The 23,694-nt window shown below is 65.0% G+C and carries 27 protein-coding genes; 12 read left to right on the forward strand and 15 right to left on the reverse strand.

Annotated features, from left to right (window positions below; all coding sequences use genetic code 11):
* Nucleotides 1-90: 90 nt before the first annotated feature.
* Complete coding sequence (rsmI, locus tag ACY34H_RS21295) at nt 91-999, reverse strand: 16S rRNA (cytidine(1402)-2'-O)-methyltransferase (protein WP_464979455.1); 909 nt, start codon at nt 997-999, stop codon at nt 91-93.
* Between the two features lie 10 nt (nt 1,000-1,009).
* On the opposite strand from rsmI, the gene ACY34H_RS21300 reads away from it, so the two are divergent.
* The 5 genes from ACY34H_RS21300 to ACY34H_RS21320 all read left to right on the forward strand — a co-directional run bounded on the left by ACY34H_RS21300 (nt 1,010) and on the right by ACY34H_RS21320 (nt 4,572).
* A complete protein-coding gene (locus ACY34H_RS21300; protein ID WP_464979456.1) occupies nt 1,010-2,302 on the forward strand; it encodes a penicillin-binding protein activator in 1,293 nt (430 codons plus the stop codon).
* A 7-nt stretch (nt 2,303-2,309) separates the two neighbouring features.
* Nucleotides 2,310-2,657 carry a YraN family protein gene (locus ACY34H_RS21305; protein WP_464979457.1) on the forward strand — a complete coding sequence of 116 codons (348 nt, stop codon included), beginning with the start codon at nt 2,310-2,312 and terminating at the stop codon, nt 2,655-2,657.
* A 137-nt stretch (nt 2,658-2,794) separates the two neighbouring features.
* Entirely contained in the window at nt 2,795-3,391 is a 597-nt protein-coding gene (locus ACY34H_RS21310) for a phosphoheptose isomerase (RefSeq protein ID WP_137315323.1), read from the forward strand.
* Entirely contained in the window at nt 3,384-4,034 is a 651-nt protein-coding gene (locus tag ACY34H_RS21315) for a BON domain-containing protein (protein ID WP_464979458.1), read from the forward strand. The genes ACY34H_RS21310 and ACY34H_RS21315 overlap by 8 nt, the downstream gene beginning before the upstream one ends.
* A gap of 25 nt (nt 4,035-4,059) precedes the next feature.
* Nucleotides 4,060-4,572, forward strand: coding sequence for a peroxiredoxin family protein (locus ACY34H_RS21320; protein ID WP_464979459.1), 513 nt, complete (start codon nt 4,060-4,062; stop codon nt 4,570-4,572).
* A gap of 31 nt (nt 4,573-4,603) precedes the next feature.
* Here the strand turns inward: ACY34H_RS21320 and ACY34H_RS21325 are convergent, their stop codons facing one another.
* Nucleotides 4,604-5,272 (reverse strand): beta/gamma crystallin-related protein, encoded by a 669-nt coding sequence (locus ACY34H_RS21325; protein ID WP_464979460.1) that lies wholly within the window; start codon nt 5,270-5,272, stop codon nt 4,604-4,606.
* Nucleotides 5,273-5,532: 260 nt separating this feature from the next.
* Here ACY34H_RS21325 and ACY34H_RS21330 point away from each other — a divergent pair, with 260 nt between their 5' ends.
* Entirely contained in the window at nt 5,533-7,617 is a 2,085-nt protein-coding gene (locus tag ACY34H_RS21330) for a TonB-dependent receptor (RefSeq protein WP_464979461.1), read from the forward strand.
* A gap of 23 nt (nt 7,618-7,640) precedes the next feature.
* Here ACY34H_RS21330 and ACY34H_RS21335 read toward each other — a convergent pair whose 3' ends face one another.
* The 6 genes from ACY34H_RS21335 to ACY34H_RS21360 form a co-directional block, all read right to left on the reverse strand.
* Nucleotides 7,641-8,240: a LysE family translocator gene (locus tag ACY34H_RS21335; protein WP_464979462.1), complete on the reverse strand. Its 600-nt coding sequence runs from the start codon at nt 8,238-8,240 to the stop codon at nt 7,641-7,643.
* Between the two features lie 146 nt (nt 8,241-8,386).
* Nucleotides 8,387-8,515, reverse strand: coding sequence for a hypothetical protein (locus ACY34H_RS21340; RefSeq protein ID WP_464979463.1), 129 nt, complete (start codon nt 8,513-8,515; stop codon nt 8,387-8,389).
* Between the two features lies 1 nt (nt 8,516).
* Nucleotides 8,517-8,939, reverse strand: a complete 423-nt coding sequence (locus ACY34H_RS21345; RefSeq protein WP_464979464.1) for a PaaI family thioesterase — start codon at nt 8,937-8,939, stop codon at nt 8,517-8,519.
* A gap of 75 nt (nt 8,940-9,014) precedes the next feature.
* Complete coding sequence (locus ACY34H_RS21350; RefSeq protein WP_464979465.1) at nt 9,015-9,938, reverse strand: ABC transporter permease; 924 nt, start codon at nt 9,936-9,938, stop codon at nt 9,015-9,017.
* Nucleotides 9,935-11,035: an ABC transporter permease gene (locus ACY34H_RS21355; RefSeq protein WP_464979466.1), complete on the reverse strand. Its 1,101-nt coding sequence runs from the start codon at nt 11,033-11,035 to the stop codon at nt 9,935-9,937. Before ACY34H_RS21355 ends, ACY34H_RS21350 begins: the two co-directional genes overlap by 4 nt.
* Complete coding sequence (locus ACY34H_RS21360; RefSeq protein WP_464979467.1) at nt 11,022-12,647, reverse strand: ABC transporter ATP-binding protein; 1,626 nt, start codon at nt 12,645-12,647, stop codon at nt 11,022-11,024. Before ACY34H_RS21360 ends, ACY34H_RS21355 begins: the two co-directional genes overlap by 14 nt.
* 265 nt (nt 12,648-12,912) lie before the next feature.
* On the opposite strand from ACY34H_RS21360, the gene ACY34H_RS21365 reads away from it, so the two are divergent.
* From ACY34H_RS21365 to ACY34H_RS21380, 4 genes are all read left to right on the forward strand, one after another.
* Nucleotides 12,913-13,809, forward strand: a complete 897-nt coding sequence (locus tag ACY34H_RS21365; RefSeq protein ID WP_464979468.1) for a GntR family transcriptional regulator — start codon at nt 12,913-12,915, stop codon at nt 13,807-13,809.
* A 222-nt stretch (nt 13,810-14,031) separates the two neighbouring features.
* Nucleotides 14,032-14,880, forward strand: coding sequence for an outer envelope protein (locus tag ACY34H_RS21370; protein ID WP_464979469.1), 849 nt, complete (start codon nt 14,032-14,034; stop codon nt 14,878-14,880).
* Between the two features lie 21 nt (nt 14,881-14,901).
* Entirely contained in the window at nt 14,902-15,984 is a 1,083-nt protein-coding gene (locus ACY34H_RS21375) for a BMP family ABC transporter substrate-binding protein (protein ID WP_464979470.1), read from the forward strand.
* A 53-nt stretch (nt 15,985-16,037) separates the two neighbouring features.
* On the forward strand, nt 16,038-16,520 hold the full coding sequence (locus ACY34H_RS21380; RefSeq protein ID WP_464979471.1) for a nucleoside deaminase: 483 nt from the start codon (nt 16,038-16,040) through the stop codon (nt 16,518-16,520).
* Between the two features lie 21 nt (nt 16,521-16,541).
* Here the strand turns inward: ACY34H_RS21380 and ACY34H_RS21385 are convergent, their stop codons facing one another.
* Nucleotides 16,542-17,069 (reverse strand): cytochrome P450, encoded by a 528-nt coding sequence (locus ACY34H_RS21385; RefSeq protein WP_464979472.1) that lies wholly within the window; start codon nt 17,067-17,069, stop codon nt 16,542-16,544.
* 89 nt (nt 17,070-17,158) lie between these two features.
* On the opposite strand from ACY34H_RS21385, the gene ACY34H_RS21390 reads away from it, so the two are divergent.
* Nucleotides 17,159-17,593 (forward strand): lysozyme inhibitor LprI family protein, encoded by a 435-nt coding sequence (locus tag ACY34H_RS21390; protein ID WP_464979473.1) that lies wholly within the window; start codon nt 17,159-17,161, stop codon nt 17,591-17,593.
* 6 nt (nt 17,594-17,599) lie between these two features.
* On the opposite strand, the gene ACY34H_RS21395 is transcribed toward ACY34H_RS21390, so the two are convergent.
* From ACY34H_RS21395 to ACY34H_RS21420, 6 genes are all read right to left on the reverse strand, one after another.
* Entirely contained in the window at nt 17,600-18,262 is a 663-nt protein-coding gene (locus ACY34H_RS21395; RefSeq protein ID WP_464979474.1) for a uracil-DNA glycosylase, read from the reverse strand.
* A 186-nt stretch (nt 18,263-18,448) separates the two neighbouring features.
* Entirely contained in the window at nt 18,449-19,180 is a 732-nt protein-coding gene (locus tag ACY34H_RS21400; RefSeq protein WP_464979475.1) for a hypothetical protein, read from the reverse strand.
* A 12-nt stretch (nt 19,181-19,192) separates the two neighbouring features.
* Nucleotides 19,193-19,948 carry a helix-turn-helix domain-containing protein gene (locus ACY34H_RS21405; RefSeq protein ID WP_464979476.1) on the reverse strand — a complete coding sequence of 252 codons (756 nt, stop codon included), beginning with the start codon at nt 19,946-19,948 and terminating at the stop codon, nt 19,193-19,195.
* A 172-nt stretch (nt 19,949-20,120) separates the two neighbouring features.
* On the reverse strand, nt 20,121-21,104 hold the full coding sequence (gene lipA / locus ACY34H_RS21410; RefSeq protein WP_464979477.1) for a lipoyl synthase: 984 nt from the start codon (nt 21,102-21,104) through the stop codon (nt 20,121-20,123).
* Nucleotides 21,105-21,125: 21 nt separating this feature from the next.
* Complete coding sequence (lipB, locus tag ACY34H_RS21415) at nt 21,126-21,866, reverse strand: lipoyl(octanoyl) transferase LipB (protein ID WP_464979478.1); 741 nt, start codon at nt 21,864-21,866, stop codon at nt 21,126-21,128.
* Between the two features lie 95 nt (nt 21,867-21,961).
* Nucleotides 21,962-22,237: a DUF493 family protein gene (locus tag ACY34H_RS21420; RefSeq protein WP_464979479.1), complete on the reverse strand. Its 276-nt coding sequence runs from the start codon at nt 22,235-22,237 to the stop codon at nt 21,962-21,964.
* A 242-nt stretch (nt 22,238-22,479) separates the two neighbouring features.
* Between ACY34H_RS21420 and ACY34H_RS21425 the strand changes: the two genes are divergently transcribed.
* The gene (locus tag ACY34H_RS21425; protein ID WP_464975433.1) at nt 22,480-23,691 is read left to right on the forward strand and encodes an ISL3 family transposase; all 1,212 of its coding nucleotides are present in this window, start codon (nt 22,480-22,482) and stop codon (nt 23,689-23,691) included.
* The last annotated feature ends 3 nt before the right edge of the window (nt 23,692-23,694 follow it).

Consider the following 23,694-nt stretch of genomic DNA (forward strand, 5'->3'; position numbering starts at 1 on the left):
GTTTTGAGGCAACCATTTTCTGGAACAGCCCGATCGGGCACCTCCGGATGGCGAATTTCCTGAAAACAGGGGTACGTCCCCAGTTTTGCCTCAGGCTTCGTTCTTCAGCGCCAGCGCGCGGTCGTAGAGGGCGTTCTTTTTGGCGCCGGTGATCTGTGCGGCGAGGCTGGCGGCCTGCTTGACGGGCAGTTCGGCCAGCAGGATCTTCAGCACCCGCTCGGCTTCGGCCTCCTGCGCATCCGATTGCGCGGCGGCGCCTTCCAGCAGCACGACGAATTCGCCCTTCTCCCGGTGCGCATCGGCGGCCAGCCAGGCCACCGCTTCGGACAGCGGGCAGCGGTGGATTTCCTCGAACAGCTTGGTGAGTTCGCGTGCGAACACCACCTGCCGCGTGGGTTCGAACACGGCCACGAGCGATTGCGCGAACTCGGCGATGCGGTGCGGCGCTTCGTAGAACACCATCGTGGCGGTCACGTTGCGCAGCGTGCCCAGCGCGGTTTCACGCTGCTTCGGTTTCGCCGGCAGGAAGCCGACGAAGTGGAACTGGTCGTTGACCAGGCCGCTGGCCGACAGCGCCGTCACGGCGGCCGACGCGCCGGGCAGCGGCACCACGCGCAAGCCCGCCGCGCGCACCGCGTCGACGATCTTCGCGCCCGGGTCGGAAACGGCCGGCGTGCCGGCATCCGACACCAGCGCGATGCGCTCGCCGGCCTGCAGGCGCCGCACGATCGTCTCGCCCGCTTCCCTTTCGTTATGCATGTGCGCGGCCAGCAAGGGCTTGCTGATACCGAAGCGCCCCATCAGGTGCGCGGTGTTGCGCGTGTCTTCGCAGGCGACCGCGTCGACCAGCCCGAGAACGTGCAACGCGCGCAGACCAATGTCGGTAACATTGCCGATGGGAGTGGCCACTACATACAATGTTGCCGTAGGATACGTCTGGAGTGCGGTCTCGCCAAGCACCGGCAAGGCGGCGATCGGGCTGGATTCGTGAACTGTCATTGGGGGTAGGATGCTCGCTGAAAAGATCAAAACACTGCTGTTGTGCGTGGTGGCCGCGCTTTCCGTGTCCGCGTGCAGCACACCCTGCGGCAGCCCGGGGGCATTGTGCGCGCCAATCGAAAGCGTGACAAGTGCGCCGCCGCGCGTGACCGCGCCGCCCGAGAGCAAGCCGGCACCGACGCCCGAGGAATCGGCGCAGGTCGAAACGTTCGCCGTGGCGATGCCCGGCACCGTGCCCGAAGGCCAGGCCGAGGCCGCGGTACCGGGGCAGACCGTGCGCATCGGACTCATGCTGCCGCTGCGCTCCGAGGTTCTGGGCCGCGCCGCGGACGCGGTGCGCGCCGGCTTCATGGCGGCCTGGGAACGCGACCGCGCCGGTTTCGAGGTCACCGTCGTGGAAACGGGCGATGCCGCCGACGAGATCCTCTCCACCTACCAGTCCACGCTGGCACAGCAGGACATCATCGTCGGCCCGCTGGCCCGCTCCGCCGTCACGGCGCTGGCCGCCAGCCCGGCGGTGAACAAGCCCACCATCGCGCTGAACCATCCCGACGACCGCGAAGGCACCGTGCTGCCGCCGCAGATGCTGTCGATCGGCCTGTCGATCGAGGACGAGGCGCGCCAGGTGGCGGAATGGGCCGCGCGCGAACACCCTGGTGCCAACGTGATGATCCTGTCCGGCAGCGCCGCGTGGCAGCGCCGCATCGCCGATGCGTTCGCCGCGCATGCGCCGCAAGTGGGCATGACCACGAAGACGCTGGAACTCACCGCGCTGAACGGCTACCTGAGCGACGGCGAAATGGTGGCGCTGCGCGCCCGCCTCGCCGAGCAGCCGGTGGACCTGCTGTTTGCCGCGCTCGACGCCGGCCAGGCCCGCCAGCTCCGCGTGGCGCTCTCCGCGCCGCCGCTGGGAGAGATTCCGCTGTACGGCACGTCGTCGCTGAATCCGGGCCGCGTGTCGCTGTACCAGGGCGCCGAGCTCGATGGCGTGAAGCTGCTCGACCTGCCATGGCAGATCCAGCGCGACAGCCCCACCGTGGCGAGCTACCCGCAACCGGCGCCGCGCGACGAGGAACGCCTCACCGCCGACATGGAGCGCCTGTACGCGCTGGGCATCGACGCCTTCCGCGTGGCGCGCGAAATCGCGCTGCGCCCCGGCCAGCCGATCACGCTCGATGGCGTGACGGGCCAGCTGTCGATCGACTTCGGCAATGGCCCGGCGCGCATGAAGCGCGTGGAACCGGCAGCCATCTACCGCAACGGCGTGCCGGTTCCCGTCACCGCCCCGCTTACCACGCCATGATGCATCCATGGCCCAGACCGACCTGCAGCGCAAGGGCCAGCTGGGCGAGGATGCCGCCCTCGATCACCTGCGGCTGCACGGACTGCAGCTGGTCGAACGCAACTTCCGCTGCAAGGGCGGTGAGCTCGACCTGATCATGCGCGACGGCGCCCACCTCGTGTTCGTCGAGGTGCGGCGCCGCCGCAGCCGCGCGTTCGGCGGTGCCGCCGCCAGCATCACCCCCGCCAAGCAGCGCCGCATGACGATCGCCGCGCAAGTTTTCCTGCTGCGCTACCGGAACATGCCGCCGTGCCGCTTCGACGTGGTGGCGATCGACGGCGATACCATCGGCTGGCTGAAGAACGTGCTGGACTGAGAAAGCCGGGCACGCGGATTTCCCGCCCGACTGCACCGTTAAGCTCGCCGTTAACCTTTTTATAAGCTGCTTTTGTAAGCATTATTAACAGGCGTTGCCGGTCGCGACGGTGCGCAGCACTATATAATTTCAAGACTATGACGAACCAACGCATCCTCTCGCACTTTCACGAAAGTGCCGAAACCAAGATCCAGTCCGCCACCGTGCTCGCCCAACCGCTGGCGCAGGCAATCGAACTGATGTTCTCAGCCCTTTCCAACGGCAACAAGATTCTTGCCTGCGGCAACGGCGGCTCGGCAGCCGACTCCCAGCATTTCGCGGCGGAGCTGGTGGGCCGATTCGAGCGCGAGCGCTTTCCGCTGCCCGCGCTGGCACTGACCACCGACACGTCGCTGCTGACGGCGGTGGCGAACGATTACAGCTACCGCGAAATCTTCAGCAAGCAGGTGCAGGCGTTCGGCCAGGCCGGCGATATCCTGCTGGCCATTTCCACGTCCGGCAATTCGGCCAACGTGATGGCCGCGATCGAAGCGGCGCTGGAGCGCGAGATGCGCGTGGTGGCGCTGACCGGCAAGGGCGGCGGCGCGATCGGCAAGATGCTGACGGACGCCGACGTGCACATCTGCGTGCCCGCCGAACGCACCGCCCGCATCCAGGAAGTACACCTGACGTGTATCCATTGCATTTGCGACGGTATCGATGTCGCCCTGTTCGGAGGAGATGTGCATGAGTAATGCCTTGCTGAGCCGTCTGCAGCGTCCTGTCGCGATCGCCCTGCTGGGTGGCGCGTTGTTGAGCAGCCTTTCGGGCTGCGTCGGCCTGGTGGTTGGCGGCGCCGTCGCCGGCACGATGGCGGCGTCCGACCGCCGCACGTTCGGCGCGCAGACCGAGGACAAGGCCATCGCCGTCAAGGCGGACGTGCGGCTGCGCAACATCCTCGACGATACCGGCCACGTGAACGTCAATTCGTTCAACCGCAAGGTGCTGATCACGGGTGAAGTGCCCGACCAGGCCAAGAAGGATGCCGTCGAGCGCGAAGTGAAGGCCATCGAGGGCGTGCAGTCGGTCACCAACGAGCTGGCGATCGCCGGCCCGGCCAGCTACACGTCGCGCTCGAACGACACGCTGCTGACCACCAAGGTGAAGGCCAGCCTGGTCGACGCGAAGGATATTTCCGCCAATTCGTTCAAGGTCATCACGGAGCGCGGCGAGGTCTACCTGATGGGCCGCGTGACGCAGTTCGAAGCCAACCGCGCGACCGAGATCGCCCGCGGCGTCGGCGGCGTCACGAAGGTGGTGCGCGTGTTCGAGTACATCTCGGAAGAAGAGTACAAGCAGTACCAGACCACGCCGGCCCCGGCGCAAGTGTCGAACTGACGGCGCCAGCCAGCGGCCATTCATCATGAGCAGCTCTTCCAAAGCCTGGGTCAAGCCGGCGCTCGCGGCCGCCGCGATCGCCGTCCTGGGCTTCGCCGCCTATACGTCGCTGACCAGCGCGCCGGCCGCGCCGCAGGTCACGTTCACCGGCATCAAGGGCGAGCGCATCACGCCGGCCGACCTGCGCGGCAAGGTGGTGATGGTGAACTTCTGGGCCACCTCGTGCGTCACCTGCGTGGCCGAGATGCCGGAGATGGTCGACACGTACAACAAGTTCAAGGGCCAGGGCCTGGAATTCATCGCCGTGGCAATGAAGTACGACCCGCCGAACTACGTGGTGAAGTTCACCGAAACGCGGCAGCTGCCGTTCAAGGTCGCGCTGGACATCACCGGCGAAGCCGCCAAGGCCTACGGCGACGTGGCGCTGACGCCGACCACCTTCGTCATCGACAAGGATGGCAGGATCATCAAGCGCTACGTGGGCAAGCCGGAGTTCGCGGCCTTGCACGAGCTGCTGGCGAAGGCGCTGAAGGGATAATCGAAAAGACGCCGCGGCGTCTTTTTTTTCATCAGCGCATCCGGCGCACGGACGATGCCAGGTTGTTCAGGCCTTCCAGGGCCGGATAGCGGCCCGGCCCGTACACCCTGCAGCGCCCCCGGTAATTGTCGTGCTCGCAGACCTCCCACTCGCCTTCGCGCACGACCATCGATCCTGCGCGGTCGTTGAAGTCCTTCGAGCGCAGCGAACCCACGTCGCCGCCCAGGACGACGCGGTCACCGCCGAAATTGCGGGCGGAGTACAGCTCGACCGGGGGGCCGCGCCGGTCCTCGCTGCGCCGTTCGCGCCAGTCGTCCCTGCGGTCGTCGCGGTCGCGGCGAATACCGTCCCTGTTTTCGTCCCTGTTTTCGCCCCAGCGCCCACCCTGGCGTTCCACTTCGCGCACCGACGAGATCAGGTCGTTGAAGCGGCTCAGCACCGGGTACTCGCCCCGCTCCAGCACCGTGCAATGGCCGCCGAAGTCCTTGTGCTCGCACACCTCCCAGGCGCCCGAATGAACGACGATCGACGACGCACGGTCGTTGAAGCCGCGATGGACAAAGTTGGGATCGGTGCTGCGCACGGTCACCTGGGTACCGCGAAAATCGGCATCCGTGTACAGGGTTATCTCGCCGGCAGCGGCGTGGCCGATGTGGAGCGTGGTTGCCAGCATGGCGGCGGCGGCGAACAGGCGTTTCATGTTTTTCTCCATCTGATGCGTTATCCGGCGCGACGCGCGCACGGACTGTTGTTCCATAACGCAACGGCAGCGCTGCCGGTGCACGCGCCATCTGTAACAAATTCCTACGGCCTGTCAGCGCCGGCAAAACCCGGCAATGCGTCATGGCCCGATCGCTCGTCCCATGCCGCCCGGCCTTGATCACAACGGCGATTTCGCCGGCGGCACGCCTGCCTATACTCGGGCTCCTTCACATGGCGGCCCGCCGCCGCATCCGAGCCATGAGACCTGCGACGACCCTTTGTACGATCCTGTGCGGACTGGCCGCGCTGCCGGTGGCGGCGCGCGCCGGGGATCCGCCGATCGCGACGGTGACCGTGACGGCCAGGAAGGAGCCCACCGTCCGGAAGCTCGACAAGACCGTCCATGACGTCTCCACCTTGCCGAGGGCGGCAAACGGCACCGCGCAGGATGTGCTGCAATCGACGCCCGAGGTATCGGTCAGCGCCGACGGACAGATCGCCGTCAAGGGCAATTCGCAGGTCACGGTCCTGGTCGACGGCAAGCCGACGGCGATGCTGTCGGGTGATGAACGTGCCGTGGCGCTGCAGACCATGAGCGGCGCGGACATTGCCAGCGTCGAGGTCATCACCAATCCCTCCGCGGCCTATAACGCCAACGGGGGCGCGATCGTCAATATCGTGTTGAAGCGCAACCGCAAGCCTGGCGCGCATGCGCAACTGCGGGGCAGCGCCGCGGACCAGGGGCTTTGGAATGCGGGGATGTCCGGCGACGTGACCAGGAAACACCTCAGCGTACATGGCAGCCTGGCATACCGGCGGGACGGCACGCGGAAATCGCGCCGCTCGGCGGTCGACTGGGTCGATCCGGCCGGCGGCCAGGCCGGATCGACCCAGCAGACCTCGGAGGTGTTCGTTCGCCGCATCGTCCGCAGCGCGGCGCTGTGGCTCGACTACATGGTGAACGACACGGACAGCGTCAGCCTGTCGGCGCGGCATAACGAACGCCGCTCGCGTCCCCTGCTGGACACGCTCAACGTCGCCAGTACAGGAACTGGCACCCGCACCGGCGAGACGATCTACCATCGCTTCTCCTACGGCCCCAACGAGCAGTCCGACCACAGCGCCAGTTTGGCCTACACCCACCAGGGCCGCGGCACGGCACTCAAGGCAACCGTCCAGCGCAGCAGGACGGTCGGGCTGGTCGACAAGTCCTATCGCGACGTATTCGTCGAACCGTTACGCGCCACCGGCTACAGCCATGGCGCCACCAGGTCGGCACGCCGCCTCGACCAGGCCACGCTCGACTGGAGCCGCAGGACCGGACCCGGCCAGTGGGGCATGGGCATGGATATCCAGGACGAAGTCAACGACCTCGCCAACTACCAGGCCGCCGTCGACCCCTTGACGGGTGCCGAGGCGCCTGATGCCGATACGACCAATGCCTACGCCGTGACGACGAGGCTGGCCGCCGCCTGGCTGACGGGCCAGGCCAGGCACGGGAAATGGGAAGCGCTGCTGGGCGGCCGGTTCGAACGCATGGCGCTCCGGGTCGGGCCGGCGCAGGGCATCGGGCAGGCAGGGCACTGGCAGGCGTTCAATCCCAGCCTGCACCTGAAATATGCCGCCACCGGCAAGACCGACCTGACGCTCGGCTATCGCCGCAGCCTGCAGCGCCCCGATCCGCGCGACCTCAACCCGTTCACCACCTACATCGACGCGCAAAACCTGAGCCGCGGCAATCCCGGGCTGGCGCCGCAGCGCCTGACCTCGTGGGAGATCGGCACCGACGCAAGCGGCGAGCACCTGCGCGGCAGCCTGGGCGCCTTCTACCGCGTCAGCCGCGACACGGTGACCGACGCGCGCAGTTTCACCGATGGCGTGCTGGTGACGTCGAAGCGCAATGGCGGGCTTGCCCGCTCCACCGGCATGACCGGCTCCCTCGACTGGACGCCCGATGCGCGGCTGCGCCTGGGCATGGACGGCGGCGCCTGGCGCATCGTGCTCGATACGCCCGATCTCGCCAGCGTGGTGCGGCAGGACGGCATCGCGGGCTACCTGAACCTCAGGGCCGCCTATCGTGCAGGGGCCGACGACGTGTCGCTCGATGCGAACGCCCAGTCGGCCACCATCGCTCCGCTCGGCCGGCGCGGCGCGACCAGCAGCGTCAACCTCGCCTGGAAGCGTGCCTTGACCGGCACGCTGAGCCTGACCGTCAACGCCAGCGATATCTTCGATGGCAGCAAGCGCACCTGGCGGACCGAAACCAGCACGTTCCGCCAGGCCGGCTTCGATCATTTCGTCGCCCGGCGGGTGTATGTGGGCTTCGTGAAAAAGCTTGAGTGAAGCGGACGCCGTGTCTTGCTTGCCTACAGCCACATCGCCAGCGCCGAATACACCGTCAACGCCACCATCACCGCGCAGAACACCTTGCGCCACAGCGGTTGCGACAGGTAGCGCCGCAGCAGCGCGCCGGCGCCGGTCCATACGGAGATGCAGGGCAGGTTGACCGCGCAGAAGACCAGGCAGAACACCGCGATCGCGAGCGATGCCGGCATGCCTTGCGGCAGGAAGGCCGAGCTGCCGGTAATCGCCATCACCCAGGCCTTGGGATTGCAGAACTGGAAAACGGCCGCCGCCATGAAACCCATCGGCTTGCGCGTCTGCTCTGCCTGGCCATCGAACCGCATGTCGCGCAACTGCCACGCCAGGTACAGCAGGTAGCCCGAACCGGCCACCCGGAGCGCGAACTGTGCCGCCGGCACCGCCATCACCAGCGCACCGATACCGGCCGCGCAGATGGCCAGCAGCACGCCGAAGCCGATCGTAATGCCCAGCATGTGCGGGATCGAGCGGCGAAAACCGAACCAGATGCCGGAAGAGGTCAGCATGATGTTGTTCGGCCCCGGCGTGATGGAGGACACGAAGGCGAACATCATCAGCGGCAGGTAGGGGATCAGGGTGTGCATGGACTCGCTCCGCAGGTGAGTACTCCATGCTAATCGAAGCGGCTGATACAGTACCGGTACACTTCTTCACGTTTCCCGTGTCATTGTGACGGCAGTTGTACCAGTACAGTCGCGGACGCAAGCGATTGCCGATGCCGGCGCCGGTGCTAACGCCGGTCCCGGCCTTCGCGTTCCTCCCGCTCCTTGCGCATCCGGTGCGCATGCCACTCGCGCAAGATCGGCGTCAGCGCCGCCCCGATTCCCGCGATGATGATCGCTATCCCGGCGTACAGCATGTCATTTCGGGTACAGCACCATCTGCGTGCAGCGGAACAGGGCGATCGTCTTGCCGGTCGCCTTGTTGGTGACGGTGGCATCCCAGACCTGCGTGGTCTTGCCCATGTGGACCGCCCTGGCCGTGACGGCGATGGTGCCTTCGCGCGTGGTGCCCAGGTGGTTGGACTTCAGCTCGATCGTGGTGAAGTTCTCGGCACCTTCGGGCAGGCTGACGAAGCAGCCGTAGCCGCATGCCGTATCGGCCAGCGTGACCACGGTGCCGGCATGGAGAAAACCGTTCGGCGCCAGGTGGTGCTTTTGAATCTCGATCTCGGCGGAGAGTTCGCCCTGCGCCGCCGCGGTGAAGCGGATGTTCATGTGGTCCGGCAGCGTGCCGTTGGCGCGGCTGTTGAAGCGTTCGAGTTTTTGCTGGATGTCGTCCATGGTGTGTCCCCGGTGTGAATGCTGCATCATAAACCCGGGATCACGCCATGCCAGCCGAATGACTCTTCTAACGCGTTAGTCCGCCTTGAAGTTCTGCCCCAGCGACATCGGCTTGTTCAGCAGGATGGTTTTCGGATCGCGGCAGATGATCACCAGGATCACGATGGTGGCGAGATACGGCAGCATCGACAGGAACTGCGACGGCACCGCCAGCCCCATGCCCTGGCCATGGAACTGCAGCACGGTGACGCCGCCGAACAGGTAGGCGCCGAGCACCACGTTGCGCGGCTTCCACGTGGCGAACACCACCTGCGCCAGCGCGATCCAGCCGCGGCCGGCCGTCATGCCTTCCACCCACATCGGCGTCAAAGCCAGCGACATGTAGGCACCGCCCACGCCCGCCATCGCGCCGCCGAACAGCACGGCCGCGTAGCGCAGCCCGACTACCGGCATGCCGATGGCGTGGGCGCTGTGGGGCGCTTCGCCGACGGCACGGATCTGCAGGCCGATGCGCGTGCGCGCCAGCATCCAGCCCACCGCCACGACCAGCAGCAGCGACAGGTAGATGACGGGGTCGAAGCGGAACAGCAGCGGTCCGATGAACGGTATGTCCGACAGTACCGGGAACGACAGCGCCGCGATCGGCGCCACCGTCTGGCCCACCAGGTCGCGGCCGAGGAAGGCGGACAGGCCGATGCCGAACAGCGTCAGGGCGAGCCCCGTCGCCACCTGGTTCGTCTGCAGGGTGAGCACGAGGAAGCCGAACACCAGCGACATCGCCATGCCGGCCACCAGCGCGGCCAGCATGCCGATGGTCAGCGAGCCGGTGTGCAGCGTGGCCATGAAGCCCGTCACGGCGCCCACCAGCATGATGCCTTCGAGGCCCAGGTTCAGCACCCCGGAACGTTCGGCCACCAGTTCGCCGGACGACGCCAGCACCAGCGGCGTGGCGGCACCGGCGGTGCTGGCCAGGAATGCGATCACGTATTCGGGATTCATGCGGCGATCTCCGGTTTGACAATTGTGGCCGCGCCCGGCACGCGTACGCGCGGCTTGAAGCGGTAGTGGATGAACAGGTCGGCGGCCAGCAGGTAGAACAGCAGCAGGCCCTGGAACAGGCCGGTGATGGCCGATGGCAGCTGCAGTTCGATCTGGGCGGCCTCGCCGCCGATGTAGAGCAGCGACATCAGCAGCGCCGCCAGCAGCACGCCCACCGGATGCAGCCGGCCGACATAGGCGACGATGATCGCGGCGAAGCCGTAGCCGGGCGATACGGAAGGCTGCAGCTGCCCGATCGGGCCGGCCACCTCGCCCACTCCGGCCAGGCCGGCCATGGCGCCGCTGACGAGGAACGCCAGCCACACGTTCTTCGGCGCCGAGAAGCCGGCGTACAGCGCGGCGGCCGGCGCCATGCCGCTGACCTGCATCCGGTAGCCGGCGAACGTGTGGCGGCAGAAGAACCACGCCCCCACGACACCCGCCAGCGACAGCAGGAACGCCGCATTGACGCGCAAGCCCTCGACCAGCAGCGGCAGCGTGGCCGAGTCGCCGAACATCTTCGATTGGGGAAAATTGAAACCGTCCGGGTCGCGCAGCGGGCCGTGCACGAGGTAGCTCAGCAGCAGGTAGGCAACGTACACCAGCATCAGGCTGACCAGGATCTCGCTGGTGTTGAAGCGCGTGCGCAGCAAGGCCGGAATCGCCGCCCATGCCATGCCGCCCAGCGCGCCGGCGACGAGCATCAGCGGCAGCACCCACGGCGCTTCCACGCCATCGAAATACAGCGCCACGCAGCCGGCGGTGATGGCGCCCACCGTCAGCTGGCCATCGGCGCCGATGTTATGCACGTCGGCCCGGAAACCGATCGCCAGGCCCACGCCGCACAGGATCAGCGGCGTGGCCTTCAGCAGCAGTTCGCCCACGCCGTACAGCGTGGTGGCCGGCTTGATGAAGTACACATGGAACGCGTGCAGCGGTTCCTGGCCCAGGAACAGGAACAGGATCGAACCGGTGACGAGCATCGCCAGCGCGGCGAGCAGCGGCGATGCGAGCATCATCGCCCGCGAGGGTGCGGGGCGGGCTTCAAGCCGGGACATGGAGGTTTCCTTTTTCGTTCGTATCGGCCGGTTCCGCGGCTGTGGAAAAGTCGCCACTCATCCATACCCCGACCTGGTTGACGGTGGCTTGCGCGACGGGAACCGCGCGCGACAGCCGGCCCTTGGCCAGCACGGCAATGCGGTCGCACATCATGAACAGTTCGTCGAGTTCCTCGGAGATCACCAGCACGGCCACGCCCTGGTCGCGCAAATCGATGATCGCCTGGCGGATCAGCATCGCCGCGCCGATGTCGACGCCCCACGTGGGCTGCGCCAGCACCATCACCTTCGGCGCCAGCGCGATCTCACGGCCGACGATGAATTTCTGCAGGTTGCCGCCGGACAGGCTGGAAGCCGCCGCGCCGGCACCGCCGCATTTCACCTTGAAGCGGGCGATGACGCTGTCGGCGAAGGCACGGATCGCACCACGGCGGACCAGGCCACCCAACAGACCGTTGCGCAGCATGCCGGCGCCATCGGCCAGGTAGCCCGTCAGCAGTGCGTTGTCGGCCAGCGACATGCCGGGCACCGCGCCCCGCCCCAGCCGCTCCTCCGGCACGAAACCCAGCCCGAGCCGGCGGCGCGCGGCCGCGTTCAGCCGTCCCGCGTCGATGCCGAACAGGCGGATACCCTTTGCCTGGCGCAGCGGTACCTCGCCGGATATGGCCTTCATCAATTCCTGCTGGCCGTTGCCGGACACGCCAGCCAGACCGACGATCTCGCCGGCATGAAGTTCCAGCGTGATGTCGCGCAGGTCGGTGCCGAACGGATCGGGGCTGGGCAGCGACAGCCGGTCCAGCGCCAGCCGTACTTCGCCCGGCTCGCGCGGCACCAGCGTGCAGGTGGGCAGGTCGCCGCCGATCATCAGTTCGGCCAGTTCGTGCGCCGTCTGCGTGCGCGGCGTGGCGGTGCCGGAAACGCGGCCGGCGCGCAGCACGGTGGCCTTGTCGCACAGCGCCTGGATCTCGTCGAGCTTGTGGCTGATATAGAGGATGCTGACGCCTTCGGCCGCCAGCTGGCGCAGCGACACGAACAGTTTCTGCACCGCGTCCGGCGTCAGCACCGAGGTCGGTTCGTCCATGATCAGCAGGCGCGGCGACTGCAGCAGGCAGCGCACGATTTCCACGCGCTGGCGCTCGCCGACGGACATGCTGTGCACGCGGCGCTCCGGATCGAGCGGCAGCCCATAGCGGGCCGAGACCTCGCGGATGCGCGGCGCCAGTTTGGCCGGAGTGATCTTCTCGTCCAGCGCCAGCGCGATGTTCTCGGCCACGGTCAGCGTTTCGAACAGCGCGAAATGCTGGAACACCATGCCGATGCCGAGGCGGCGCGCCGCGGCCGGCGATGGAATCGTCACCTGTTTGCCTTCCCACAGGATTTCGCCCGCATCGGGCCGCGTCACGCCGTAGATCATCTTCATCAGCGTGCTCTTGCCGGCACCATTCTCGCCCAGCACCGCGTGGATCTCGCCCGGCATCACCGTGAGGTCCACGCTGTCGTTGGCGACGACGGACGGATAGATCCTTGAAATGCCGAGCAAGCGCAGCCGCGGTTCGGCCTTATGCCGCCCGGGCGGCGCGGCCCGTGGTTCGCTGCTCTGTGGTTCGCTCATCTGCGCCTCCATCATGGGTAACGGCAAAGCCTGTGCAAGTTGCATGCCATCACTTTGGCAGGCACGACGGACGAGCTGGCGCGTCACTGGACAAGCGACGCTCCAATTTGTATACAAATTGCACCATCAAATGTGCACTATCGCGCCAATACCGTGCATGTGTTCCAGGCGATACCGGCCACTGCCGTGCACGGTTCCTGCTTTGCCATTACGATCGCGTGCGGATCGATCCCGCCCGATCCCGAACCGAAAGCGGAGACTGTCAATGAGCAAGCACACCCCAGCGGAGCGCCCACCAGGCCGCCGCGCGCGCGCCGCCGAACCGGCGGCGGCAAATGAAGGAATCATCGAAGGAGCCGTCGAGATGGCAGCCAAGCCCGCGAACAAGGCTGCAGGCAATGCAGCAAGCAATGCAGCAAGTAGTACAGCAAGTCATCCAGCAGGCAATGCACCAGGTAATGCAGCAGGCAATGCGTCCGGTAAAAAACGCGGCGCCGCCGCCGTCGACCTGCGCATCTACAGCGCCGTCGTGAATGCCGTGATGAGCCACAAGCTGCCGCCGGGGACCCGGCTGGGCGAGGCGGAATTCTGCGAGCTCTATGAAGTAAGCCGCACCACGGTGCGCAAGGCGCTGCAGCGGCTGGCGCACGACCATATCGTGGTGCTGCGGCCGAACCGCGGCGCGGTGGTGGCATCGCCCTCCCCCCAGGAAGCGCGCGACGTGTTTACCGCGCGCCGCGCCATCGAGCGCGCCATCGTGCCGCTGGTGATCCGCCACGTCACGCCGGCGTCGATCGGCCGCATCCGCGCCGCGCTGGATGCGGAAGAAGCGGCACGCCGCAGCGGCGACCGTGCCGCTTGGATCCGCCTGGGCGGCGAATTCCACCTGCTGCTGGCCGAACTGGCCGGCAACTCGGTGCTGCAGCGCTTCATGGTGGAACTGGTATCGCGCTCGTCGCTGATCATCGCCGTCTATGAAAACCCGGGCGTGCCGATGTGCGGCAACCACGAACACCACGACCTGCTCGCGCTGATCGAGAACGGCGACGAGCAGGGCGCCACGGCACTGATCGAACATCATCTCGAAGAGATCGAGGCACGCCTGCATCTGGGCACACCGGAACGCAAATTGAGCCTGGCCGAAGCACTGGCCGGGTGCTGAAAAATTGTATACAAAACGCTCCAAAATTGTGTGCATAATGCACCGGCAAAGCACATCGGCAGCGTTGGAGCGATCCGTCTTGGTGCGGTCCTACACAGCGACGGACATTTCGTAGAGGAGACAGCGGGGTGGCCCGGTACTTGCTAAAGGTACTGTCGTGTTGCATGCAATCGATCGGCACATTGGATGCAATCCGTTACACAACACTTACAAGGACCCCGCATGAACACCATTCGTTTTGCTGCTACCTTCGCCCTCGCCGCCACCTGCGCCTGCGCCGCCCAGGCCGCCGACTGGAGCGACACGTCGCTGAGCTACCGTTACGGCTCGAAATTCTCGGAGCCCTACAACGGCGCGGACATCGTCAAGCACGTGGTGAACTTCAGCCACGCCAGCGGCTACAAGTACGGCAGCAATTTCTTCAGTGTCGATTACCTGATGTCGGACGAGAACGACCCATCGTCGGTCGGCGCCAAGTCCGGCGCCCATGAAGCCTACGCGCTGTACCGCCATACCGTCGACCTGGGCAAGGTCACCGGCAAGAACATGTCCTTCGGCCCGGTGCGCGGCGTGGGCATCACGGCCGGTTTCGACATCAACAGCAAGTCCGATGCCGGCTACAACTCGAAGAAGCGCATGCTGGTGCTCGGTCCCACGGTGATGTTCGACGTGCCGGGCTTCCTGAACGTGAGCCTGGTGGCGTTGCATGAATCCAACGCGCCGTACAACGGCTTCACGCAGACCGCGACCGACCGCTACCGCTACGACACCCATGCGGCGCTGTTCAGCTCCTGGAGCATTCCGATCCCGAACGCGCCGCTGGAATTCGAGGGCTACGCGAACTACATCGGCACCAAGGGCATCAACGAATACGGCAGGCCGACGGCGGTGGAGATCAATGTCGACATGAAGCTGATGTACGACGTCAGTTCGCTGCTCGGCGCGAACCCGAAGACCTTCAAGATCGGCGTGGCCTACCAGTACTGGAAGAACAAGTTCGGCAATCCGTCGAAGACCGTTCCGGGCGCCACCGCACGAACCCCGATGGTACGTGCCGAATACCACTTCTGACCAACCTGAAAGAGGAACATCATGAATCGTCGCAAGCTGCTCGCCTTTGCCTCCCTGTCCGCCGCGCTGGGCGCGGCCGCCATCGCCCCGGCGCAGGCGCAGGAACCTCTGAAGGTCGGTTTCGTCTACATCGGCCCCGTTGGCGATGCCGGCTGGACCTATGCGCATGAGCAAGGCCGCCTGGAAATGGAGAAGGCGCTGGGCGGCAAGGTGAAGTCCACCTACGTCGAGAACGTGCCGGAAGGCGCGGACTCCGAGCGCGTGATCCGCAAGCTTGCGGCGGATGGCAACAAGCTCATTTTCACCACCTCGTTCGGCTACATGAACGCCACGGAAAAAGTGGCGAAGGCGTTCCCCAACGTGGTGTTCCAGCACGCCACCGGCTTCAAGACCACGAAGAACATGGGCGCCTACGAGGCGCGCCTGTTCGAAGGCTCCTACCTGCAGGGCATCATCGCCGGCAAGATGACGAAGTCGAATACCCTCGGCTTCGTGGGTTCGTTCCCGGTACCGGAAGTGATCCGCAACATCAATGCCTTCACGCTGGGCGCGCAAAGCGTGAACCCGAAGATCAAGACCCGGATCATCTGGGTCAACAGCTGGTACGACCCGGCCAAGGAACGCCAGGCGGCGGAAACCCTGATCGCCCAGGGCGCCGACGTGCTGACGCAGAACACCGACTCCCCGGCCACGCTGCAGGCGGCCCAGGAAAAGGGAAAATACGCCTTCGGCTGGGACTCGGACATGCAGCGCTTCGCACCGAAGGCGCACCTGACGGCCAGCACCAACCAGTGGGGCAACTACTACACCGAGGTCGCAAAGGGCGTGCTGGCGGGCACCTGGAAAACCGGCCATGTGCACGGCGGCCTGAAGGAAGGCATGGTGAAGATGTCGCCGCTGAACGCGGCGGTGCCGGCCGACGCGGCCAAGCTCTTCGAAGCGAAGAAGGCCGCCTTCACGGCCGGCACGGCGGCGCCGTTCACCGGCCCGATCAAGGACCAGTCGGGCGCCGTCAAGGTGGCCGCCGGCGTGCAGATGCCGTGGAAGGACCTGATGTCGATGAACTTCTACGTGCAGGGCGTGGAAGGCACGATTCCGAAGTAATTCCCCATGTCGCGGGACGGCGCTTGCCGTCCCGCGTTTTTCGAGAAGAATCCATGACCGAACCAACAGCGCGCGACCACCAGTTCCTGACGGACGTGCTCGCGCTGGCCCAGCGCTCGCGCGACGAGGGCCATCACCCATTCGCCGCCATCATCGCCGACGCCGACGGCAACGTGATCGCGCAGGCGATGAACGCATCGAGCAGCGACCGCACCGCGCATGCCGAGATGAACGCGCTGCGCATCGCGTCGTCGCAGCATCCGCCCGAAAAACTGGCCGGCGCCACGATGTACACGAACGCCGAGCCCTGCGCGATGTGCGCCGGCGGCACCTACTGGAGCGGCGTCGGGCGGGTGGTGTACGCGATGTCCGAAGCGACGCTGCTGTCGCTGACCGGCAGCGATCCGGAAAACCCGACCCTGTCGCTGCCGTGCCGGGAAGTATTCGCCGCAGGGCAGCGGCCCACCGAGGTGATCGGGCCGCTGCGCGAAGAGGAAGCGAAACTGTCGCATGCCGGATTCTGGCGCAAGGATTAGCAAACCCGGCCAATAGCGGTGTCAGACACCGGTTTTCGGCTGCCGCAGCCGCATCGTCAGCGGCGTCGGTGCCATCACGAAGCCCAGCACTTCCGCCGGCTCGACCCGATCGCGCGCCCGCACGTCGGCGATATCGAAGCGCCCCAGCAGCACGGCCATCGCCACCTTCATTTCCATCAGCGACAGGTAACGCCCCGGGCATGTGCGCGGCCCGGCGCCGAACGGCAGCGCTACCTGCCGGTTCCCCCCGCCACCCGCCAGCCAGCGCCCCGGATCGAAGCCTTGCGGATCGGGGAATACTGATTCGTCCACGCTGTCATGCCGCAGCGAGCACCACAGCAGCGTACCTTTCGGCAGGTGCACGTTCATCACCGTGGTGTCGCGCAGCGCCTGCAGCGGCAGGAACGGCGCGGGCGGTTTCAGCCGCATCGCTTCGAGCGCGCAGGCCTCCAGGTAATCGAGCGCGCCGATGCTTTCCACTGTCGGTACGGGCGCATGCAGGCGGACTTCCTGCTGCGCGCGCGCCAGCGCTTGCGGATTCTTCCACAACAGCCATTAGAATCGGCCATGGCGATCGCCTTCGGCTGGCTGAGAAGGATGATCTATCGGCCGTATCGGATCTGGTGGCAGGAGGGGACATGTGGATAAGGACCAGCTTTGCGATTGCCTGTGCGATGGCATTCACGATTGCCCATGGCACACAACACCGGGACGCTGCTACAGAGGTGCTTGAGCAATGCGGCGAATTTTCCCAGGCCGCCTTGCGCGAGTGCCTGCAAGGCAAGGTGCGCGAAAGCACGAAAGCGCTTGCGCAAGCGGAAGCCAGGGCAGGGACGTCCATAGACCAGTGGGACGAGGATGAGCGGTTCATCGCAAGCTCGCGCGACTGGCTGCGCACGTCGACAAGCGTTTTCCTGAAGTACCGCGATGCGCAATGTGCCTTTGCCGCGTCACTCGGCGGAGGGGCAATAGGGGCGGCGCTCGAACTGCGCCGGCTGGCGTGCGTTTATGCGCTCAACACCGAACGTACGTTGGCATTGACGCGGCTTGCAGCGGGAATACCACGCAAGTAGATCGATTTACGCCCACTCGACCGGCTCCTTCCCCACCGCCCGCAAATACTCGTTCACCTTTGAAAACGGCCTGCTGCCGAAGAACCCCTTGTACGCCGACAACGGCGACGGATGGGGCGACGTGATGACGAGGTGCCTGGTCGTATCGATCAGCGCCTTCTTGGCGATCGCATAACTGCCCCACAGGATGAACACCAGGTGCTCGCGCTCCTGCGACAGCGTGCGGATCGCCGTGTCCGTGAACGTTTCCCAGCCCTTGCCGGCATGCGAACCGGCGGCGCGGGCGCGCACCGTCAGCACGGCGTTCAGCAGGAACACGCCCTGTTCCGCCCAGTCGGACAGGTCGGTGCGGGTGCGCTGTACACCGAGGTCGCTTTCCAGTTCCTTGAAGATGTTCTGCAGGCTGGGCTGCGGGCGGTTTCCGTCCGGGACGGAGAAGCAGAAACCCATCGCGGCGCCCGGCGTGTGGTACGGGTCCTGGCCCAGGATCACCACCTTGACCTTGTCGAACGGCGTCAGGTCGAAGGCACGGAAGATGTCCTTGCCGGGCGGGCAGCAGTGGCCGGCCTGGTATTCGGCGCGGACGAAATCGGTCAGTTCGGTCCAGTAAGGCTTGTCGAACTCGGCGTGCAGGTGCTGCTTCCAGGAAGGTTCGATGCGTACGTTCATGGTCGGGTCCGGAGATGAAAACGGCGGCAAGTGTCGAGACACCCAGCCGCCGTCCGCGCAGACAGATCATCGATGAGCCAGCGTCGCGCAGGTCGACCGCGGTGGATCGCAGCCCGGCTGTGTGCAGCGGAGCCCCGATTATACGGCGCCCCGCCCCATCGTCCCGCCGCGCGCGAAGCGTGCGGCTCAGGTCCCGCTACCGGGCTCGATCGATTTCACGACCTTGCCCTGCTCGTCCAGCATCTGGATCTGCGCCTTGCCGTCGGCGCTGACCAGCAGCATCATCCGGGTGCGGCCTTTGGCATCCTTCAACTGCAGCGACGAACCCTTTTCTCCGGTGTTGCCGAGCCAGATGCGGTTCACGCTCAGGCGGCCGTCGTCCGTCAGCTTCTGCCAGTAGGCGCGCCGCTCGGCTTCGGGCAGCTTGCGCGCATCCTCGCGGAATCGCGTCACATCCTCCATCGAGGTGACCTTGTAGTTCGGCACGTCGTTGATGCCGACCGCCGTCATCTGGTGGCTCGCGCTGTCGGTATTGATCAGCTGTAGTGCCTGGTCCTGGCGGAAGCGGTCGAAGGTCAGCGACAGGCCGGAGGACACCTTGCCATCGGCCGCGATGCTTCCTTTCTGGATCAGGCCGCCGTTCTCCGTGCCTTCCTCGTTGATGAACAGCATGCCGGCAAACGAGCGGCGGTCCGGGCGCTCGCGTTCCTTGCCCTGCTGGAAATCACCTGGAAACTGGGCCTTGTTCGAGATGACGATGCGTTTGGTGCCGTCCGGCTCGACGATATTGATGCGGCCCACGGTGATTTCATCGAAGGTTTCCTTGCGCTCGGTCTTGGCGCCGGTGAGCGCGACGACAGCAGCCAGCGCGGCAGCCATTGCCGTGGCACCGCTGAGGAAAGTGCGGATCTGTGACATGGGTATCTCCTTTCAGTTGGTGTTGGAAGTGTGTTTCCTGATGCGGCGCAGGCGCCATTCAATGAACAGGCCGGCGAAACCAGAGGCAAAGACGATCGCGCCAAGGAACTGGAGGACGCGGTTGCCGAAGGCCTCGACATGCCGGGTCTTCAGCAGCTCGTATCGCCGGTAGCCGTTTTTCGCCGGTTCCTGGTAAAAGCTGCCGCGATCGATGGTCGTTTCCACGGACAGCGGGTGCGCGCGCCTGGCCTCGAAGTCGGCCAGCTGGGCGGCGTATTCCTCGCGCGTGATGATCCCGGCCTCCTGCCTGAGTTGCAGTATTTCCTTCTGCCGCACGAAGATTTTTTCACTTTCCCCGGGCTGGATCACGCCGAGCGACACATAGTGATAGACCTTGTTCGAGAAGAAAATGCCATCGTTCGCGGCCAGCATCATGGCAAAGCCGGCGATCCATGCCAGCGCGGAGCCATACACCCAGCGCTTGTAGTGATGCACCTGCACCGCCACGGCCTGCCTGTTCAACTGATCGACCGCCGGAATGTGGCGCAGGCTGGTGGCAAGGACGTCCTTGTCGATGTCCTGCAAAAAAGCCGCCGCATCCATGCCGAGACCGGCCAGGATGGTTGTAAACATTTCCGCGGAAGGAACCGATTTGTCGTTTTCCAGCTTGGAGAGGTAGGACTGTTCGATGCCAAGCTGCTCCGCGAACTGGGGCTGGGTCTGCCCCCGTTCAGTGCGGATCTTCTTGAGTTTCTCGCCGAAATTCATTGCACCCTTCCTGTAAGTCATTGAATAGCCCGTATTCTTGGGCATTCATGCTGGACTGGAAAGATGAATATTGAGGAATTGGCAAGAATTTCACGGAATCCGGAACGCGTGGTCCGGATGTGAAAACGGCGGCCACCCGGTCGCCGTCAGAAATGAGGTTGCTGTCCGGTTATCAGCCGGCCGCTTCCAGCAGGTTATGCGCCTGCACATCCGCATGGTACGAGCTGCGCACCATCGCGCCCACGGCTGCGTGGCCGAAGCCCATCTTGTACGCTTCCTCCTCGAACATCTTGAACACGTCCGGGTGCACGTAGCGGCGCACCGGCAGGTGGCTGTTCGACGGCGCCAGGTACTGGCCGATCGTCAGCATGTCGATATCGTGCTCGCGCATGTCGCGCATCACCTGCAGGATTTCCTCGTCCGTCTCGCCCAGGCCGACCATCAGGCCCGACTTGGTCTTCACGTTCGGGTACATCGCCTTGAAATCCTTCAGCAGTTTCAGCGAATGCAGGTAGTCGGCGCCGGGGCGGGCTTCCTTGTACAGGCGCGGCACCGTTTCCAGGTTGTGGTTCATCACGTCCGGCAGGCCGTCGGCGAAGATGTTCAGGGCCTTTTCCAGGCGGCCGCGGAAGTCCGGCACCAGCACTTCGATCTGGGTTTTCGGCGACAGCGCCTTGGTCTTCGTGATGCACTCGACGAAGTGGCCGGCACCGCCGTCGCGCAGGTCGTCGCGGTCCACCGACGTGATCACCACGTAGGACAGGCGCAGCTTGGCGATGGTGTTGGCCAGGTTGCCCGGCTCGTCCACGTCCAGCGGGTCGGGGCGGCCGTGGCCCACGTCGCAGAACGGGCAGCGGCGCGTGCACTTGTCGCCCATGATCATGAAGGTGGCCGTGCCCTTGCCGAAGCACTCGCCGATGTTCGGGCAGGAGGCTTCCTCGCACACCGTCACCAGCTTGTTTTCACGCAGGATGTCCTTGATCTCGTAGAAGCGGCTGGAGGCCGATGCCGCCTTCACGCGGATCCACTCCGGCTTCTTCAGGCGCTCCACCTGCTCGATCGGCACGATCTTGATCGGGATGCGCGACGTCTTGCTGGCGCCTTTCTGCTTTTCGCTCGGGTTGTAAGCAGCTGCGGTCGTGGTTTCGGTGGTCATAGGGTTCTCTAGTTGATTCGTTCAGGCGGCGGCCGGGATATCGGCGGGCGCCGGTTGCGCCACGTCGAGCTGGCGTACCAGTTCGTCAGCCAGCGCCAGCTGCACGTCGGCCAGCGGCGCTTCGACACCCATCGAACGCATGTCGATGGTTTCCAGGCCGGCGTAGCCGCAAGGGTTGATCCAGGTGAACGGCGCCAGGTCCATGGCCACGTTCAGCGACACGCCGTGGTAGGTGCAGCCGTTGCCCCGGACTTTCAATCCGAGCGCGGCGATCTTCGCGCCGCGCTTCGGGCCATCGGCAATGTAGATGCCGGGCGCGCCTTCGACGCGCTCGCCGGCCAGGCCATGCGCGGCCAGCACGTTGATGATGGCCGCCTCGATCCGGTGCACGAACTGCCGGGCATACAGCTTGCCGCCCGGCTTGTTGCGGCGCAGGTCCATCAGCAGGTAGATGACGACCTGGCCAGGGCCGTGGAACGTCACTTCTCCGCCGCGATCGGTCTGCACCACGGGAATCTGCGCCGCGCCGCCCAGCAGGTGCCCGCGATCGGCGCCCAGGCCCAGCGTATAGACAGGCGGGTGCTCGACGATCCACAGCTCGTCGGGCGTATCGGGCGTACGTGCGTCCGTGAACGCGCGCATCGCGGCGAACGTCGGTTCGTAGTCGGCACGGCCCAGATGGCGGATGACCGCCGGCCCCGGTTGTGCCGGCCCGGATGGTACTGGTTCTGGTCGTTCCGCTTCAAAGCGTGTCTGTGGCATGGCGAGGCAGCGGGTAGCTACATGAGTCAAAGCCCTGCCATTATACGCCTCGAGCCTTGCGCTTGCTCAAAGACCGGGCAGTTGCACTGTTGCAATTACAGTACGATCTTGACCATCGGATGGCCGGACAGCTCCGAGTACAGCGCATCGAGCTGTTCGCGGCTGGTGGCCCGCACGGTCACCGTCAGGCCGGTGTACTTGCCGCCGGACGAAGGGCGCACTTCGACCTTTCCTTCATGGAAAGTTGGATCGTGCCTGGTGATGACTTCAACGATGGTGATGGTGAAGGCATCGTGCGTGGGGCCCATCACCTTGATCGGGAAGTCGCTCGGGTATTCGATGAGGGACTCTTTCGGAGGGGTCGCAGCCATAATATTTCCAATCGACAGTGGGACAGATTTGCGGATGAGTAAGCGGCGCGTGCGACGGCAAGCCGCCACGCCAATCCACTATTTTATCCAAAGGCTCCGATGGCCGGGGCGCGCCCAAAAAAATGGTTCTTCGCGGGGAATGGGGGAAGACGGGATTGACGATCTGAGCAGGAAGTGGTGGCGGGGGTCTGAAGTTGGTAGATTGATAGTCGCCAAACAAGTCAATCTTTCAAACCACCGCCATGCTCAATGCTATGTCGTCTCTCCCGTTTTGGGAAGGCCATATTCTCGACTCCGTCCAAGAACAGAAAGACGGTTCCCTGCTGATCGTTCTCGAACCCTGTCCGACAAGTGATGCTTTGTGTGGGTCGTGCCGCCAGCCTTGCGCCTTGGTGCATGAGCGCCGAAGACGCAAGGTGCGCGACCGCGATATTCTGGACAAACGCGTCTGGCTTGATGTGCCAGTGCGGCGACTGGACTGCCATCACTGTAATGCACGGGTTGCCGAGCACATTGTCTGGCTTGACCGGCGTTCACGCATTACGCATCGTGTGCGCCTGTGGGTCGAGGCGCTGGCGCAACTGCTTCCGATAGCACATGTGGCCCGGCTGACCGGCCTACACTGGCATACCGTCAAAGAGATCGATCATCGGCGCTTGAAGCACTTGCATGCTGACTTCTCAGCAGAGGGTGTACGGCGCCTGGTGATGGACGAATTCGCCCTGCACAAGGGACACCGCTATGCCACTGTCGCGCTCGATGCTGAACGGATGCGCGTATTGTGGGTTGGAGAAGGCAATAGCCGGGAAGCGATCCGGCCATTTTTCGAGATGCTGGGACCGGAAGGCTGCCAGCGGATTGAAGCCGTGGCGATGGACATGAACACGGCTATGGATCTCGAAGTGCGCCAGCAATGCCCCAATGCCGAGGTGGTCTACGACCTATTTCATGTCGTGGCCCGTTTTGGCCGCGAAGTCGTTGACCGGGTACGGGTCGATCAAGCCAATGCACTACGTGCAGAGCCAAAAGCCCGTCAGGTCATCAAGCGCAGCCGATGGCTTTTGCTGCGTAATCGCGACAATCTCAAAACCGACCAGGCGATCAAACTTGACGAACTGCTCGCCGCCAACCAGCCCTTGGCAACGGTCTACCTGCTCAAGACCGAACTGAAAGAGATCTGGTATGCGCCATCGGCCTGGGAAGGTGCTCGTCGATGGAAAACCTGGCTCAAGCTCGCCCTGGAAAGCCAGATCGCACCGCTGATCCAGTTCGCTAAACGCTTGGCCAAATACCGGCGCGGTATCTTGGCTTCGGCCATCTATCCGATGAACTCATCCATCCTGGAAGGCGTCAACAATCGCATCAAAGTGATCAAACGCATGGCTTACGGATTCCGGGACGCATCCTACTTCTTCTTGAAAATCAAGAATGCGTTCCCCGGCAAAGTGCGATGAACC

Source organism: Pseudoduganella sp. jia 9 (genome assembly GCF_055502615.1).

Excerpts from the sequence above, each read along its gene's own strand:
- rsmI (WP_464979455.1), bottom strand. The coding sequence starts at position 999 with ATGACAGTTCACGAATCCAGCCCGATCGCCGCCTTGCCGGTGCTTGGC.
- ACY34H_RS21300 (WP_464979456.1), top strand. The coding sequence starts at position 1,010 with ATGCTCGCTGAAAAGATCAAAACACTGCTGTTGTGCGTGGTGGCCGCG.
- ACY34H_RS21305 (WP_464979457.1), top strand. The coding sequence starts at position 2,310 with ATGGCCCAGACCGACCTGCAGCGCAAGGGCCAGCTGGGCGAGGATGCC.
- ACY34H_RS21310 (WP_137315323.1), top strand. The coding sequence starts at position 2,795 with ATGACGAACCAACGCATCCTCTCGCACTTTCACGAAAGTGCCGAAACC.
- ACY34H_RS21315 (WP_464979458.1), top strand. The coding sequence starts at position 3,384 with ATGAGTAATGCCTTGCTGAGCCGTCTGCAGCGTCCTGTCGCGATCGCC.
- ACY34H_RS21320 (WP_464979459.1), top strand. The coding sequence starts at position 4,060 with ATGAGCAGCTCTTCCAAAGCCTGGGTCAAGCCGGCGCTCGCGGCCGCC.
- ACY34H_RS21325 (WP_464979460.1), bottom strand. The coding sequence starts at position 5,272 with ATGAAACGCCTGTTCGCCGCCGCCGCCATGCTGGCAACCACGCTCCAC.
- ACY34H_RS21330 (WP_464979461.1), top strand. The coding sequence starts at position 5,533 with ATGAGACCTGCGACGACCCTTTGTACGATCCTGTGCGGACTGGCCGCG.
- ACY34H_RS21335 (WP_464979462.1), bottom strand. The coding sequence starts at position 8,240 with ATGCACACCCTGATCCCCTACCTGCCGCTGATGATGTTCGCCTTCGTG.
- ACY34H_RS21340 (WP_464979463.1), bottom strand. The coding sequence starts at position 8,515 with ATGCTGTACGCCGGGATAGCGATCATCATCGCGGGAATCGGGGCGGCG.
- ACY34H_RS21345 (WP_464979464.1), bottom strand. The coding sequence starts at position 8,939 with ATGGACGACATCCAGCAAAAACTCGAACGCTTCAACAGCCGCGCCAAC.
- ACY34H_RS21350 (WP_464979465.1), bottom strand. The coding sequence starts at position 9,938 with ATGAATCCCGAATACGTGATCGCATTCCTGGCCAGCACCGCCGGTGCC.
- ACY34H_RS21355 (WP_464979466.1), bottom strand. The coding sequence starts at position 11,035 with ATGTCCCGGCTTGAAGCCCGCCCCGCACCCTCGCGGGCGATGATGCTC.
- ACY34H_RS21360 (WP_464979467.1), bottom strand. The coding sequence starts at position 12,647 with ATGAGCGAACCACAGAGCAGCGAACCACGGGCCGCGCCGCCCGGGCGG.
- ACY34H_RS21365 (WP_464979468.1), top strand. The coding sequence starts at position 12,913 with ATGAGCAAGCACACCCCAGCGGAGCGCCCACCAGGCCGCCGCGCGCGC.
- ACY34H_RS21370 (WP_464979469.1), top strand. The coding sequence starts at position 14,032 with ATGAACACCATTCGTTTTGCTGCTACCTTCGCCCTCGCCGCCACCTGC.
- ACY34H_RS21375 (WP_464979470.1), top strand. The coding sequence starts at position 14,902 with ATGAATCGTCGCAAGCTGCTCGCCTTTGCCTCCCTGTCCGCCGCGCTG.
- ACY34H_RS21380 (WP_464979471.1), top strand. The coding sequence starts at position 16,038 with ATGACCGAACCAACAGCGCGCGACCACCAGTTCCTGACGGACGTGCTC.
- ACY34H_RS21390 (WP_464979473.1), top strand. The coding sequence starts at position 17,159 with ATGTGGATAAGGACCAGCTTTGCGATTGCCTGTGCGATGGCATTCACG.
- ACY34H_RS21395 (WP_464979474.1), bottom strand. The coding sequence starts at position 18,262 with ATGAACGTACGCATCGAACCTTCCTGGAAGCAGCACCTGCACGCCGAG.
- ACY34H_RS21400 (WP_464979475.1), bottom strand. The coding sequence starts at position 19,180 with ATGTCACAGATCCGCACTTTCCTCAGCGGTGCCACGGCAATGGCTGCC.
- ACY34H_RS21405 (WP_464979476.1), bottom strand. The coding sequence starts at position 19,948 with ATGAATTTCGGCGAGAAACTCAAGAAGATCCGCACTGAACGGGGGCAG.
- lipA (WP_464979477.1), bottom strand. The coding sequence starts at position 21,104 with ATGACCACCGAAACCACGACCGCAGCTGCTTACAACCCGAGCGAAAAG.
- lipB (WP_464979478.1), bottom strand. The coding sequence starts at position 21,866 with ATGCCACAGACACGCTTTGAAGCGGAACGACCAGAACCAGTACCATCC.
- ACY34H_RS21420 (WP_464979479.1), bottom strand. The coding sequence starts at position 22,237 with ATGGCTGCGACCCCTCCGAAAGAGTCCCTCATCGAATACCCGAGCGAC.
- ACY34H_RS21425 (WP_464975433.1), top strand. The coding sequence starts at position 22,480 with ATGCTCAATGCTATGTCGTCTCTCCCGTTTTGGGAAGGCCATATTCTC.